Annotated in this window: 11 protein-coding genes and 1 riboswitch; of the genes, 5 read left to right on the forward strand and 6 right to left on the reverse strand. The window is 58.6% G+C overall.

From position 1 onward, the window contains the following. Positions 1-21: 21 nt before the first annotated feature. The 6 genes from ABGT74_RS02895 to metK form a co-directional block, all read right to left on the reverse strand. A complete protein-coding gene (locus tag ABGT74_RS02895; protein ID WP_346704392.1) occupies positions 22-666 on the reverse strand; it encodes a pentapeptide repeat-containing protein in 645 nt (214 codons plus the stop codon). Then, positions 663-929, reverse strand: coding sequence for a metal-sensing transcriptional repressor (locus ABGT74_RS02900; protein ID WP_297283933.1), 267 nt, complete (start codon positions 927-929; stop codon positions 663-665). The genes ABGT74_RS02895 and ABGT74_RS02900 overlap by 4 nt, the downstream gene beginning before the upstream one ends. Continuing rightward, positions 926-3,451, reverse strand: coding sequence for a heavy metal translocating P-type ATPase (locus ABGT74_RS02905; protein ID WP_346704393.1), 2,526 nt, complete (start codon positions 3,449-3,451; stop codon positions 926-928). The genes ABGT74_RS02900 and ABGT74_RS02905 overlap by 4 nt, the downstream gene beginning before the upstream one ends. A gap of 153 nt (positions 3,452-3,604) precedes the next feature. Beyond that, entirely contained in the window at positions 3,605-4,486 is an 882-nt protein-coding gene (locus ABGT74_RS02910; protein ID WP_346704394.1) for an aldose 1-epimerase family protein, read from the reverse strand. Between the two features lie 197 nt (positions 4,487-4,683). Continuing rightward, positions 4,684-5,289, reverse strand: coding sequence for a sugar O-acetyltransferase (locus tag ABGT74_RS02915; RefSeq protein ID WP_297283936.1), 606 nt, complete (start codon positions 5,287-5,289; stop codon positions 4,684-4,686). A gap of 36 nt (positions 5,290-5,325) precedes the next feature. Further along, positions 5,326-6,510 (reverse strand): methionine adenosyltransferase, encoded by a 1,185-nt coding sequence (gene metK / locus ABGT74_RS02920; RefSeq protein ID WP_297283937.1) that lies wholly within the window; start codon positions 6,508-6,510, stop codon positions 5,326-5,328. Between the two features lie 79 nt (positions 6,511-6,589). After that, a riboswitch (SAM riboswitch) is annotated at positions 6,590-6,693 on the reverse strand. 237 nt (positions 6,694-6,930) lie between these two features. Here metK and ABGT74_RS02925 point away from each other — a divergent pair. From ABGT74_RS02925 to ABGT74_RS02945, 5 genes are all read left to right on the forward strand, one after another. Beyond that, on the forward strand, positions 6,931-9,894 hold the full coding sequence (locus ABGT74_RS02925; RefSeq protein WP_297283938.1) for an acyl-CoA dehydratase activase: 2,964 nt from the start codon (positions 6,931-6,933) through the stop codon (positions 9,892-9,894). Next, a complete protein-coding gene (locus ABGT74_RS02930) occupies positions 9,869-11,137 on the forward strand; it encodes a 2-hydroxyglutaryl-CoA dehydratase (protein ID WP_330651671.1) in 1,269 nt (422 codons plus the stop codon). Before ABGT74_RS02925 ends, ABGT74_RS02930 begins: the two co-directional genes overlap by 26 nt. A gap of 128 nt (positions 11,138-11,265) precedes the next feature. After that, positions 11,266-11,511, forward strand: a complete 246-nt coding sequence (locus ABGT74_RS02935; RefSeq protein WP_297283939.1) for a FeoA family protein — start codon at positions 11,266-11,268, stop codon at positions 11,509-11,511. Continuing rightward, positions 11,511-12,671 carry a FeoB small GTPase domain-containing protein gene (locus tag ABGT74_RS02940; protein WP_346704395.1) on the forward strand — a complete coding sequence of 387 codons (1,161 nt, stop codon included), beginning with the start codon at positions 11,511-11,513 and terminating at the stop codon, positions 12,669-12,671. Before ABGT74_RS02935 ends, ABGT74_RS02940 begins: the two co-directional genes overlap by 1 nt. Before the next feature lie 133 nt (positions 12,672-12,804). Continuing rightward, a complete protein-coding gene (locus ABGT74_RS02945; RefSeq protein ID WP_346704396.1) occupies positions 12,805-14,721 on the forward strand; it encodes a metallophosphoesterase family protein in 1,917 nt (638 codons plus the stop codon). Positions 14,722-14,862 lie beyond the last annotated feature (141 nt).

Consider the following 14,862-nt stretch of genomic DNA (forward strand, 5'->3'; position numbering starts at 1 on the left):
AAGATATCTTCCGCTCTTTTGTTATGCCTTGATGACGATTCCCAGCCGTTTTGCGAGCATGGCTGCCTGCTCCATAGTCACAACTGCGCCGCGCAATTCCGCATTTGTATCCGACACCGCAAGACCGTCCAGCTCGCAATCGGTCAAATCCAGTCCCATCAGCGGCGTATGCAGAAAGCGCGCCGACCGCAGGGCTGTGCGCACCAGTGTCCAGTTTTTCCACTGGCAGTCGCAGAACGACGCACCCATCAGGTCGCAGCCCGAAACCATCACCCGGCGCAGCCGCGCCCGGTCGAACACCGCGTCGGACAAGCGGCAGTCCTGCATGTCCACATCACGCCAGCCAGTTTCGGCAAAATCCGCGCCCACGGCCTTACAGCCGTTCAACTCGACTCGCTCGAAAAATGCATCCCGCCAGCCGCTGCCCGAAAGCTCGCAGCCGTCCAGCACCACGTCCGCAAAATCCGCGCGTTCCCAGCGGCAGCCGGTCAGACGGCAGCCCTCCAGACACACGCCGCGCAGCCGCAAGCCCTCATAGAGCGTACCGGACAGGTCTGCCCCGCGGATGCAAACGTTTTCCACGGTTTCCTCATCACGCGCGGCGCGTGCCAGCAGCATATCCGCGTCTTGCACCGGTTGCAGCGACGCGGGCAAATGCGCGCTCATGCCTTATCGAGCAGTTTGATGATCTCGTCTACCTTGCCCTCGCGAGCCTGCTCGTCGCCCGTTTCAAAGGCATCCTGCACGCAGCCCGCCAGATGCGCGCGCAGCACCTCGCGCTGTGCTTTATGCACCAACGACTCGATCGCCTGCAGCTGCGTGACGATTTCCATACAATAGCGGTCGTCCTCAATCATTTTGAGCACGCCGTCAAGCTGCCCTCGCGCGGTACGCAGCAGCGGCTCAACTTTTTTCCGATCCGCCCTCATTTCAGGCCGACCACCTTGTATCCCGCCTGCTCGACCGCCTCAGTCAACTTGGCGTCATCCGGCAGGGCGCTGCCCGTGACCTTTGCTGTACCGCTTTGCAGGTCTACCTCCACGCGCACGCCCGCAAAGGCCTCGAGCGCCTTTTTCACATGCGCCACACAGTGCTCACACATCATGCCTTCGATTTGAATGACCTTGGTCTGTTCCATTTTCTTTTCTTCCTCCTTCGGCAGTACTACACACTGGCTGCTCTCCTGCTTGGGAGAGGCCTTGAAAAACTTTAAACGCAATGCGTTGGAAACCACACAAACCGAGCTCAGGCTCATTGCGGCGGCGCCAATCATCGGGCTGAGCTTCAGTCCCAGCGGCAGCCACAGCACGCCCGCCGCAATCGGAATACCAATGCAGTTATAGAAGAACGCCCAGAACAGGTTCTGACGGATGTTGCGCATGGTCTGCCGCGACAGACGAATCGCGTCCACCGCGTCCATCAAATCGCTCTTCATCAGCACCACATCCGCCGACGCGATTGCCACATCCGTGCCCGCGCCGATGGCAATGCCCACATCCGCACGCGCCAGCGCGGGCGCGTCATTGATACCGTCGCCGATCATGGCAACTTTACGCCCTTGTTCCTGCTTCTCGCGCACAACACGCTCCTTGTCCTGCGGCAGCACCTCGGCCACCACGTCCTGCACACCCAGCTCGGCAGCAATAGACTGTGCAGTGGCCTTATTGTCGCCGGTCAGCAGCGTGACCTGTACGCCCAGCTTTTGCAATTCATCGACCGCCGCGCAGCTGCTCGGCTTGAGCACATCCGCGACCGCAAAGATGCCAACCACCTGCCGGTTTGCCGCGAAATACAGCGGCGTTTTGCCCGCAGCAGCAAGGTTTTCGCCCATCTGCTGCGCCGAGCGCGACAGCGCAAGACCGTTTGCCAGCAGCATGCGGCGGTTACCCGCCATGCAGCGCACGCCGTCGATTACCGCGCGCACGCCCTGCCCCTCGACCATTTCAAACGAATCGGTTTTGCGCTCCTTGACATGCTTGGCGCGCGCATAGCGCACGATCGCATCCGCCAGCGGATGGTCGCTGTGCACCTCGAGAGATAGCGCCAGCGAAAGCAGGTCTTCCGGCTCCACACCGAACGACTTGACATCGGTAACGACCGGACGGCCCTCGGTGACCGTGCCCGTTTTATCCAGCACAACGCAGTCCACGTTATGCAGATTTTCCAGTGCCTCAGCCGACTGGAACAGCACACCGTTTTTCGCGCCCACACCCGTGCCGACCATGATAGCGACCGGCGTTGCCAGCCCCAACGCACACGGGCAGGAAATGACCAGCACCGCGATCGCGCGGGTCAGCGCAAAGCCGGGCGTTTCGCCGTAAACCAGCCAAACGATTGCGGTCACCAGTGCAATGAGCATGACAACCGGCACAAACACCCCCGCAACCTTGTCGGCAAGCTTGGCGATCGGCGCTTTGGATGCGCCCGCCTCCTCGACCAGCCGAATGATCTGGGAGAGCGTTGTATCATCGCCCACACGGGACGCTTTCATCGCAAAATAGCCGTTTTTCGTCACGGTAGCGCCAATTACCGTGTCGCCCTTATGCTTTTCTACCGGCATGGACTCACCCGTGATGGCGCTTTCATCCAAATAGGCGTGCCCCTCGACGATCTGACCGTCCACCGGCACAGATTGTCCCGCACGCACGATCACATAATCGCCCACGCGCACCTCTTCGATCGGTACGGTGACCTCCTGCTCACCACGGATGACCGACGCGGTCTGTGGACGCAGATCCATGAGCGCAGCAATGGCCTCGCCAGTCTTGCGCTTGGCGCGCGCCTCGAAGAACTTGCCGAGTGTGACCAACGTCAGGATCATACCCGCGGACTCGAAATACAAATCATGCGCATATTCATGCACGCGCGCCATATCGCCCGCAGCGCCCGCGTAACCGATCTGGAACAGCGCATAAATGCCGTACACCACGGACGCACCCGAACCGACCGCGATCAGCGCATCCATCGTCGGCGCGCGGTGCCAGAGCGTGCGGAATCCATTGATAAAATACTTGCGGTTGACGATCAGGATAGGCAGCGTCAGCAGCAGCTGCACCAGCGCAAGCGCAAAGGCGTGCGCCTCGCCGCTGACAAAGCCCGGCAATGGCAGACCGATCATCGGCCCCATAGAAAAATACATCAGGATGATGAGAAACACCGCAGAAATCAGGATGCGGTTTTTCATCTCATGCAGATCATCCTCCGGCGCGCTATCCTTTGCAGATGCCGCCGCGCGCGTGCCGCTGTCCACGGCAGCGGTGTAGCCGCCCTCTTCGACCGCGCGGATGATTTGTGCGTCGCTGCATGCACCCTCGTCATATTCCACCACCATACTGCCCGCGAGCAGATTGACCTGCACCTCGCGCACGCCAGGCACAGCGGAAACGCTCTTTTCCACATGGGCCGAGCACGCCGCGCAGCTCATCCCGCCGACGCGAAATCGTTGTTTCATACTGGGATCTCCTTTTCCTATCTTTCACCCCTCCCCCGGGGAGGGGGTCTGTTGCATGGTCAGTATACGCCAATTCCCGGCCTTTGTCAAGCGGCAGACAGCAAACAGCCGCGCGAAAAGGCGCGGCTGTTTCTTTTCATTCTGTCCAGCTGGTTATTCCTCGATCGTGGTGGAAAAAGACAGGCATTCCTCCTGTCCTGGGCACAGCACCCGCACGCCGACCTTGTTTTCGATCGCATGGTCAAGGTAGCCGCCGTCCGGCAATGTGCTCCATGGCTCCAGACACACATAGGGCACATCGAAATCTTTATAGGCACTCCAAACCGCAAAATACGGAAAATCGGTAAATTCCATGGTCACGGTACGGTCATTGCGCGTACTGCCGATAGTGGCACGGCGCACCGGAAGATCATCGGAAATGATTGCGTCATTGCGGAAGGTCTGGCGCGTAATCGGCAGGCGACCGTCTTGCAGCGGCAAATCTCCATGGTCGCGGCTGAGCATCACATTTTCATCCGTCAGGATCGGATGCAGTACCGCGGTGCCCTCAAATGCCACAAAATAATCCGTAATCGACTCATCCGGCAGCCAGCACAGCGTATACGCATCGTGACCGCCAACCTCATAATACATATCCGTATCGCTGCGGTTAAACACGATGTGCTCCTTTTTCAGGGTAGCACCGGTCAACGTATAACGAACGGTGCAAACAAAGTTCCACGGGTACATTTTTTTGGTAAAGTCATTCGCTTCCAGCACAAACTCCACATAGTTTTCACCCGCAGCACCAACCTGCCATTCCAGATCGCGGCCAAAGCCGTGCTGAGTGATCTCATAGGATGTACCGTTCACGGTATAGGTCTTATCCTTGAGCCGTCCGACAATCGGGAACAGAATCGGCGCATGCCGCTTCCACACCGCGGGATCAGCCTGCCAAACGTATTCCGTGCCCGTCTTTTTGCTCCGAAAGCTGCTCAGTTCTGCTCCAAACGGATTGATCTCCACCCGGAAGAGTTCGTTTTCCAATACCTGCATGGGTATCCGCCTCCCTTTCTCTTTGCTTTCAGCATAGCTTTTTTCGCCCGCAAAGTCAATCCGCCGCCCGTTTTTTAGCATTTCAACCGGATTTCACAGCCTGATTTTGTCAGTTTCGCTAGATTCATGCTGCGCGGCAGTTAACTTTAGAACAAAAAAGCCCTGCCGATGGCAGGGCTTTCTCTTTATCATTTGCGTTACAGCAGATGCATTTTGGAATCCGCTTCGGTGATTTCCCGCAGCGGCCGGCACGGCACGCCGACCGCGAGGTGATTCGCCGGAATGTCCCGCGTCACGACGCTGCCCGCGCCGATGACCGCGCCGTCCCCAATTGTCACGCCGCCGAGCACGACGGCATTCGCCGCGATCCAGACATTATTCCCGATGTGGATGTCCTTGGCAAACTCAGACATGGACACATGCCCATCCGGATAGCGCATACTGGTGCGCTCGGACGCGATGAGCGGATGGTCGGTCGCCATGAGAGACACGTTCGGGCCGAACATCACGTTATCTCCAATGAAAATACGCGCGTCATCCATGACAGTCAGATTGAAATTGCAGAAGAAATTCTCCCCGATGAAGGTATGCGAGCCATAGTTGAACTGAATTGGCCCCTGAAAATAGTATTTTTCCCCGATCTGTCCGATAAACTCGCGCACAATGGGCAGCCGTGCAGGGTCATATTCATCCATCGCGTTGAATTTCTGGCACAGGATATGCGCCTTGTGCTTAATGTCGCGCAGCTCCTTGGTGCGCGCGTCAAACAGCCTGCCCGCAAAGATTTTTTCTTCCTCCGTCATGGTTTGCCGCCTCCCGCAATCTTTCTTGCCGTGCGCTTACGCGAGCGCAGCCTTGAGCTCCTCTACCTTATCGGTGTTCTCCCACTTGACGCCCAGTTCCTCGCGGCCCATGTGACCGTAAGCCGCAAGCTGCTTGTAAATCGGCTTGCGCAGGTCGAGCGTCTCGATGATCGCCGCCGGACGCAGATCAAACACCTTGCGCACCGCTTCCGCCAGCTTGCCCTCGTCCACCGTGCCGGTGCCGAAGGTCTCAACCATGATGGAAACCGGTTCCGCTACGCCGATGGCATAAGCCAGCTGCAGCTCGCAGCGCTTTGCCAGACCCGCTGCAACGATATTCTTTGCCACCCAGCGCGCCGCATATGCTGCCGAGCGGTCCACCTTGGTCGGATCCTTGCCCGAGAACGCGCCGCCGCCGTGACGGCCGATGCCGCCATAGGTATCGACAATGATCTTACGGCCAGTCAGACCGGAGTCACCCTGCGGGCCACCAATGACAAAGCGGCCGGTCGGGTTGATAAAGTACTTTGTGTTCTCATCCAGCAGGTGGGACGGGATCACCGCCTTGACAACCTGCTCGATCATATCCTTACGGATCTGCTGGAGCGAAACCTCCGGGCTGTGCTGAGTGGACAGCACGACTGTATCCACACGCACGGGGAGGTTGTCCTCATCATATTCGATGGTCACTTGGCTCTTGCCGTCCGGGCGCAGATAGTCGAACATGCCGTTCTTGCGCACCTCGGTCAGGCGCTTCGCCAGCTTGTGCGCCAGCGAAATCGGCAGCGGCATCAATTCGGGCGTTTCGTCGCACGCATAACCGAACATCATGCCCTGATCGCCCGCGCCGATGGCCAGGTCGGCGTCGGACGCGCCTTCCTTGCGCTCAAGAGAGTTGTCAACACCCAGCGCAATGTCGGCGGACTGCTCGTCGATCGCAGTCAGCACCGCGCAGGTGTCGCAGTCAAAGCCGTACTTGGCGCGGTCGTAGCCAATTTCCCGAATGGTGTCGCGCACGACTTTCGGGATATCGACATAACAGGTGGTCGAGATCTCGCCCATCACCTGCACCATACCGGTCGTGCAGGTCGTTTCGCACGCAACGCGCGCATACGGATCGTTCGTTAAGATTTCGTTAAGAATTGCATCCGAGATCTGATCGCAGATCTTGTCGGGATGCCCCTCCGTTACGGATTCCGAAGTAAAAAAATGATGTGCCATACTATGTTCCTTCCTTTCTGATGTATGTCGGGACATAACAAAAAACGCTCCCATTCGGGAGCGAAAAAGCCGTTTTGCCCCCTCATCTTTCGTGTTCCTACGCCGGATTTGGCACCTTACGCATGGTTTTGCGCAGGTTGCCGGGTTTCATTGGGCCGTTCCCTCCACCGCTCTGGATAAGGTCGTATATTCACTTACGCGGTCTATTTTATATAAAAACAGGATATTTGTCAAGGGAAAATTTCAGCAAATTCGGATATTGTATGCGGATTGACATTTTCTTTGTACACCGTTATATTAAATAAGTAAGAATGTGCCCTGCCGCCGTTCAGTTCACGCGGCTTTCCGGCATATTCTTATTCGCATTCACCATGCGTCCGATGGACGCATTGTTTTTATCATGGGAGAGAATAAGGATATATGAACGTAAATGTAGGAATCGACATCGGCTCAACGACGGTCAAAATCGTCGTTACGCGTGCCGGAGAGATCATCCACAAGCACTATGAGCGCCACTTTTCCAAGGTACGCGAAAAGGCGGTCGAGCTGGTGCGCAATGCCCGCGCGCTCATCGGCGAAGATACCACGCTGCGCTGCGCGATCACCGGTTCAGCGGGTCTGGGTGTCGCTAAGGCGGCGGACATCGACTTCGTGCAAGAGGTTTTCGCCACGCGCAAGGCGGTCGGCGTTCATGTGCCGCAGGCCGATGTAGTCATCGAACTGGGCGGCGAGGACGCAAAGATCGTATTCCTGTCCGGACAGCTGGAAGAGCGCATGAACGGTTCATGCGCGGGCGGCACCGGCGCTTTCATCGACCAGATGGCCGTGCTGCTGGACGTAACCCCGACCGAACTGGATCAGCTGGCACAGGGCGCGGAGCGTATCTACACCATTGCGTCCCGCTGCGGTGTGTTTGCCAAGTCGGATATCCAGCCGCTCCTCAACGAGGGCGCGCGCAAGGAGGACGTTGCCGCGTCCATCTTCCAGGCGGTCGTCAATCAGACGGTCGCAGGTCTGGCGCAGGGCCGCGAAATCAAGGGCGACGTACTGTTCCTGGGCGGGCCGCTGTTCTTCTTCAAGGGCTTGCAGCACCGTTTTCAGAAAACACTCGGTCTGGACGACGCACACGCCCATTTCCCCGCCCTTGCCCCCTATGCGATCGCGGCGGGCGCAGCAGAGTACGCGGGCGACACTCAGAAAACCTATACTGTCTTATCGCTGCTTGACGCACTGGAGCACGCAGCAGGCGCACCGGTGGTAGCGAACTATCTGCCGCCGCTGTTTGAAAATGAAGCACAGTATGCGGAATTCCAGCGCCGCCACGGCGTGCATGATGTCATGACGCAGAACGTCACCATGTACGAGGGCGATGCCTATCTCGGCATAGACTGCGGCTCGACCACGACCAAGCTGGTGCTGATCGGTGACGATCACCAGATCCTCTACCATCACTACCAGTCCAATAAGGGCAATCCGGCGGATGTTATCCGCGAGCAGCTGACCCAGCTCTATGAGCTGTGCGGCGACCGGGTACATATTGTGTCCAGCGCAGTCACTGGCTACGGCGAAGCGCTTATCCAGAATGCCTTCGGCGTGGACTTCGGTCTGGTCGAAACGGTCGCGCACTTCCGCGCGGCGCGCCACTTCTGCCCTGACGTTGATTTCATTATCGATATCGGCGGACAGGATATCAAGTGCTTCAAGATCCGCAACAAGTGCATCGACAATATTTCGCTGAACGAGGCGTGCTCGTCCGGCTGCGGCTCGTTTATCGAGACCTTTGCCCGTTCGATGGGCTACTCAATCGAGGAATTCTGCAAGCTTGGCCTGTTCGCGGAGCATCCGATCGACCTCGGCTCGCGCTGCACGGTGTTCATGAACTCTTCGGTCAAGCAGGCGCAGAAGGACGGCGCCGGCATCGACGCCATCTCGGCCGGTCTGTCGGTTTCGGTCGTCAAGAACGCGTTGTATAAGGTTATCCGCGCGCACTCGCCGGACGACCTCGGCCAGCACATCGTCGTGCAGGGCGGCACGTTCTTAAACGATGCGATCCTGCGCTCGTTCGAGCAGGAGATCGGTCGCGACGTCACCCGTCCGGCGATTTCCGGCCTGATGGGCGCGTACGGCGCAGCGCTGCACGCCAAGGACAACCGTCCCGAAAAGACCAACCTAATCGGCCCGGACGTGCTCGCGGGTTTTGCACACACCGTGCGCACGACGCGCTGCGGCCTGTGCGAAAACCATTGCAACCTGACCATCAACGACTTTGGCGGCGGCCGCCGCTTTATCTCGGGCAACCGCTGCGAGCGTCCGCTCGGCGGCGTGAAAAAAACCGAGCTGCCCAACCTGTATAAATGGAAGCTGGAGAAGCTCAAAAGCTATGGCGAACCGTCCGGCAATCCCGCGCCGCTCGCCACGATTGGCCTGCCGTTCGGCCTGAATTACTACGAACTGCTGCCATTCTGGACGACTTTCCTACGTTCGCTCGGCTTTGAAACCGTCCTTTCCGATGTATCCACCCGCGACATGTATATGCAGGGTCAGCACTCTATCCCGTCGGACACGGTCTGCTACCCGGCAAAGCTGATGCATGGACACATCGAAAACCTGCTCGAAAAGGGCGTGGACGCGATCTTCTATCCGTGCATGACCTACAATCTGGACGAGGGCCGCGCAACCAACTGCTATAACTGCCCGGTCGTGGCGTACTACCCCGAGCTTTTGAAGGCCAATGTCGCAGCGCTCGCGGACTTCGACTTTATGATGCCGTATTTCGAGCTAGCCGATCCCAAGCGGTTCGGACAGCACGCGGCAAAATATTTCTGCGGCAAATACCCGCAGCTGAAGAAAAAGCAGGTGCTTGCGGCAGCCGACGCTGCCTATCAGGAGCTGGGCAACTACTACGCCGAAGTGCGCGCGGAGGGACAAAAGGCCATTGCTTACGCCGACACGCACGGACTGGATATCGCGGTCATTGCAGGCCGTCCGTACCATGTCGATCCGGAGATCAATCACGGCATCGACCAACTGATCGCCTCGTTCGGACTGGTCATCGTGTCCGAGGATGCGGTCTGGCAGCTGACCGAAGCGCCGCAGGTGCATGTACTCAACCAGTGGACGTATCATTCGCGCATGTACGGCGCAGCCAAATATGTCACCAAGAAGGAAAATGCGCAGCTGATCCAGCTGGTGTCCTTCGGCTGCGGTATCGACGCTATCACCACCGACGAAATGCGCGCCATCTGTGAAAATGGCGGCAAACTCTATACACAGCTCAAGATTGACGAGATCAGCAACCTCGGCGCGGCAAAAATCCGTATCCGCAGTATGCTGGCCGCCGTAGAGGAGGGCAGAAAACTTGCAAAACAACAACGCGACGCCTAAAACCTATGCATACGCGCAGTTCACAGAGGAAATGCGCAAGGATTACACCATTCTGGTGCCCAATATGCTGCCTGTGCAGCTTGGCCTCATGTGCCGCCTGATGAAGAACTTCGGCTATAACATGGAGCTTCTCAACACCTACGGGCCGAATATCGCGGAACAAGGCCTGCGCAACGTGCACAACGACACCTGCTACCCCGCGCTGCTGGTCATCGGCCAACTGCTGGATGCCATTGAGTCCGGCAAGTACGATATCCACAAAATCGCGCTCATCCTGCCGCAGACCGGCGGCGGCTGCCGCGCCTCCAACTACATTCACCTGATGCGCAAGGCGCTGGAAAAGAACGGCTATGGCTTTATTCCGGTCATTTCGCTCAACTTTGCCGGTCTGGAAGAGGACGCCAATCCCGGCTTCAAGCTGACCAAGACCATGCTCATCCAGATCGCTTACGCGCTGCTGATTGGCGATTTGATTATGCTGGTGGCCAACCAGTGCCGCCCGTACGAGGTCGTGCCCGGCTCGACCGACAAGGCCATTGAAATCTGCATGAACGCGGTCACCGCGCGCTTTACGGGCGACCGGATGGTGCGCTACAGCGAAGTCAAGCACCTGTACCAATATGTTCTGACCGCGTTTGGCAAGCTGCGTCTGGACAAGACGCAGAAAAAGAAGATGGTCGGCATCGTAGGCGAGATCTACGTCAAGTTCTCCCCGCTCGGCAACAACCGGCTGGAGGAGTTCCTGCTTTCGGAAGGCTGCGAGCCGGTGCTGCCGGGTCTGGTCGATTTTTGCCTGTATTCTATCTACAACTCGGTCATCGACCACAATCTGTACGGCCGCTCGGCCAAGCGCGCCGCCATTTACAAATTCGTCTATCAGTTCCTGCTCGGCAAGCAGGCGGACATCATCAAGCTGATGAAAAAGGACGGCAACTTCCGTCCCCCGATGCCGTTTGACGAGGTACGCAAAAAGTCGCACGCCATCATCGGCGAGGGCGTCAAGATGGGCGAGGGCTGGCTGCTGCCGGCCGAAATGGTCGAACTCATCAGCGAAGGCGTGACCAACATCGTCTGCACCCAGCCGTTCGGCTGCCTGCCTAACCATATCGCGGGCAAGGGCATGATCCGCAGAATCCGCGAGGTCTACCCGCAGGCAAACATTGTCGCGGTCGATTACGACCCCGGCGCTTCCAAAATCAATCAGGAAAACCGCATCAAACTGATGCTGTCGAGTGCGGAATAACACCAAAACCGGAACCTTCGGGTTCCGGTTTTTCTGTCCGCACCCGCGCCCCCGCCGCCGCATAGGATGCAATGACCGCCTTCCCCGCAGGAAGCGCGGCCGAAATCTCTCAAACCGGGAATGATTACATGAACCACGAAACCTTTTCCCCGCTGTCCGACCTGCCCGAAGGCACACGGGCTCGTGTGCATGCGCTGCACCTGTCGGGCGGCATGCGCCGCCGCCTGCAAGACCTCGGACTGGTGGCAGGCACACGGGTATCCTGCATCCAACGCGCCGCTGCTGGCGACCCAACAGCCTACCGCATCCGCGGCGCGATCATCGCGCTGCGATCGGACGATGCGGCGCAAATCGAAATCGGGGTGGACACCTAATGGCGGCGGATCGGACGCCGGTCATCGCACTGATGGGCAACCCCAATGTCGGCAAATCCACCGTGTTCAATGCGTTGACCGGCGCGCGCCAGCACACCGGCAACTGGAGCGGCAAAACCGTGTCCTGCGCGCGCGGCACCATGAACTGTGACGGGCGGGAAATGACGCTGGTCGACCTGCCGGGCACCTATTCGCTGCATCCCCGCTCAGAAGAAGAGCGAGTGGCGCGGGATTTTCTCACAGCGGGCGAAGCGGATGCTGCCGTTCTGGTTGCGGACGCGACCTGTCTGGAGCGCAACCTCATTCTGATTTTGCAAGTGCTTGAGGTCATCCCTAATGTGGTGGTATGCCTCAATCTGATGGATGAAGCGCGCAAAAAGCGTATTCGCATCAACGTTCCTGCGCTTGAGCGCGAGCTTGGCGTGCCGGTCGTGGCGTGCGCGGCACGGCGCGGGCGCGGTCTGCCCACACTGACACAAACGGTCTGCCGCGTGCTGGATGGAGAAACCATCCCCCATCCCACCGCCATCCGCTATCCCGCCGAAATTGAGAATGCAGTGCGCGCATCTGGTCTTGCACGTGCAGATGCACTGGCTGCGCTCACCGAACGCCCGCCCGAAGGACTGTCCGCGCAGCAGCTGGATGATTTGCTGACCGCTGCGGCAACGCTGCGCGCGGAGGAAATCGCGCTGACCTGCGTGCAGGTCCCTGCGGACGCAGATGCGCGCGACCGGTGCATCGACCGCATCCTGCTCAGCCGCCGGTTCGGACTGCCGCTCATGCTGCTCCTGCTTGCACTCGTGTTTTACATCACCCTGTTCGGCGCCAACGTCCCAAGCGAATGGCTGAGCGAGCATCTGCTCGGCCTGAGCACACCGTTTGCCACCGCCCTTTCCGCGCTCGGACTGCCGCCGTTCGCCGTTTCCCTGCTGGTCGACGGCCTGTGGCGCGTGCTGGCGACAGTCGTTTCGGTCATGCTGCCGCCCATGGCCATCTTTTTTCCGCTGTTTACGCTGCTTGAGGACGCGGGCTACCTGCCGCGCGTCGCCTTTCAGCTCGATCATGCGTTCCGCCGCGCACACGCCTGCGGCAAGCAAAGCCTAACCATGTGCTTGGGTCAAAAACGGATGCGGCATGCCATACATTTCCCGCTTCGTTAAGCCCAATTAAAATGTAGGATAAGCTTTGGCAAGAGTGGTTGAGATGGGGTTTTTCCGGTGCTATACTCGCTTTTGGACACAGGGAAAATCAATTCACACCCTGCAACTACATGCAAAAAGGGAGTAATCACGAATGCAGACAAAAAGAGTATTGGCAGGCATCCTGACCAGCACGCTGCTGCTGGGCGCCTATCCGTGCGCTTCCGCGGCGGACTATAACGATTCCAGCGTCACCGGCGCGGCCGGCTGGCAGGCATGGACCGAAGAGTGGAACACGGTCGCTGCCGACTACACGCAGGTTTCCATGACGCCCGGCGCGGACGAGACCCAGCTGAACTTCGCTTGGTACAGCAAGGACGAGACCGGCAAGAGCGCAACGCCGGTCGTCCACTTCGGCACGGACAAGAATAACCTTGCAGAGTTCACCGGCACCTCTGCCGCCGTGGACACCAGCCTGACCGACGGCACGGCCTATTCCTACAACCATGTCACGGTGACCGGCCTCAAGGCCAACACCACCTACTACTACACAGTGGAAAAGAACGGCGTGCAGACCGAGGTCAAGACCTACCAGACCGGCGACTTTGAAAGCGCGCAAATCCTGTACGTCGGCGACCCGCAGATCGGTGCCTCTAAGGGGCAGACGCAGAACGGCGAAGCGCTGACCGCGGACAGCGGCGCTGCCAACACCGCCGCGCGCAACGACAGCTTTGCATGGGACCGCACGCTGGATATCGCTCTTGAACAAAATCCGGGACTCGACTTTGTGATCTCCGCAGGCGATCAGGTCAACAAGACCGGCAAGCCCAAGGAAGAGGAGTATGCGGGCTATCTTTCCGCCAGCGCGCTCACCAGCCTGCCGGTTGCCACCACGATCGGCAACCATGACTCGCTCAACGCGGACTACCAATACCACTTCTACAACCCGAACCAGACCGGCTACGGTGAAACCGAGGCGGGCGGCGATTACTACTACTCTTATGGTTCCGGCCTGTTCATTGTGCTCAACACCAACAACTACAACGTGGCCGAGCATGAAAAGACCATCCAAGAAGCGGTTGCATCCGACCCGGACGCTAAGTTCCGCATCGTCACCATCCATCAGGACATTTACGGCTCGGGTCTTGACCACTCTGACACCGACGGCATGATCCTGCGCACCCAACTAACCCCGATTTTTGACGAGTACGACATCGACGTTGTCCTGCAGGGTCACGACCACACCTACAGCCGTACCAAGCTGCTCTACGGCGACGGCCAGACGCACGGCACCTATGAGTTCCGCCTGAACGAAGACGGCTCGGACTATGACTGGGACAATGCCTACAACACCCAGACCGACGAGCAGATCCCGCTCTATCCCGAGGATGAAGACGGTCAGGCCAAGCACGACGCATTCCAAGCCGACAACGAGTGCTATACCATCGAGGATGTCGATGGCAACACGGTCACCAACCCGCAGGGCATCCTGTACATGACCGCGAACTCCGCTTCTGGCTCCAAATTCTATGAACTGATCGCTTCCCAGCAGGATTACGTTGCCGAGCGCAGCCAGAACTGGCTGCCGAGCTACTCGGTTATCAATCTGACGGCTGACACCTTCTCGATCGACACCTACCAGATCACCGATGCCGGCAAGGTGGAAAAAATCGACAGCACCTTCACCATCAAAAAGACCGACGAACAGGCTGCTGCGGTCACCGTGGACGACGCTGCCAAGGAGGTTGCGACCGCTTCGGTTGGCGGCGAGACCTATTACCGTCTGCGCGATCTCGCTACCGCGGTGAACGGCACGGCTGCTCAGTTTAACGTTGAGTGGAAGAACGGCGTCATCGTCATCACCGGCGAGCAGTACAACACCGCAGCCCTTGCTCCGGCTGCCGAGACGACCGGTATAAAGGAAACCCTGACCATACAGGTGGACGGCAAGACGGTAACCACGTCCGCCGCCGACGTAAACGGCAACTACTATGTCCCGGCAAGCCTGCTATCCACGCTGGGCATCCAGAGCACGGTATCCGGGGACACACTGGCGATTATCACCAAGTAATTCCGTTTTCTCTCCACCTCTCCTCCCCCGCTCTTTCGGCAGATTCTCCGCGGATGCCAACGCATCTGTGGAGAATTTTCCGGTTTTCCGTTTTTTATCTCCGCTCTGCCGCGCAGGGCATACCCATTTCCGTAAAGCGAG

The sequence above is a fragment of the uncultured Agathobaculum sp. genome (genome assembly GCF_963927765.1).
Lineage (GTDB): Bacteria > Bacillota > Clostridia > Oscillospirales > Butyricicoccaceae > Agathobaculum.

What these genes read in the sequence shown, in the direction of transcription:
- ABGT74_RS02895 (WP_346704392.1), bottom strand. Translation starts at nt 666, where the DNA reads ATGAGCGCGCATTTGCCCGCGTCGCTGCAACCGGTGCAAGACGCGGAT.
- ABGT74_RS02900 (WP_297283933.1), bottom strand. Translation starts at nt 929, where the DNA reads ATGAGGGCGGATCGGAAAAAAGTTGAGCCGCTGCTGCGTACCGCGCGA.
- ABGT74_RS02905 (WP_346704393.1), bottom strand. Translation starts at nt 3,451, where the DNA reads ATGAAACAACGATTTCGCGTCGGCGGGATGAGCTGCGCGGCGTGCTCG.
- ABGT74_RS02910 (WP_346704394.1), bottom strand. Translation starts at nt 4,486, where the DNA reads ATGCAGGTATTGGAAAACGAACTCTTCCGGGTGGAGATCAATCCGTTT.
- ABGT74_RS02915 (WP_297283936.1), bottom strand. Translation starts at nt 5,289, where the DNA reads ATGACGGAGGAAGAAAAAATCTTTGCGGGCAGGCTGTTTGACGCGCGC.
- metK (WP_297283937.1), bottom strand. Translation starts at nt 6,510, where the DNA reads ATGGCACATCATTTTTTTACTTCGGAATCCGTAACGGAGGGGCATCCC.
- ABGT74_RS02925 (WP_297283938.1), top strand. Translation starts at nt 6,931, where the DNA reads ATGAACGTAAATGTAGGAATCGACATCGGCTCAACGACGGTCAAAATC.
- ABGT74_RS02935 (WP_297283939.1), top strand. Translation starts at nt 11,266, where the DNA reads ATGAACCACGAAACCTTTTCCCCGCTGTCCGACCTGCCCGAAGGCACA.
- ABGT74_RS02940 (WP_346704395.1), top strand. Translation starts at nt 11,511, where the DNA reads ATGGCGGCGGATCGGACGCCGGTCATCGCACTGATGGGCAACCCCAAT.
- ABGT74_RS02945 (WP_346704396.1), top strand. Translation starts at nt 12,805, where the DNA reads ATGCAGACAAAAAGAGTATTGGCAGGCATCCTGACCAGCACGCTGCTG.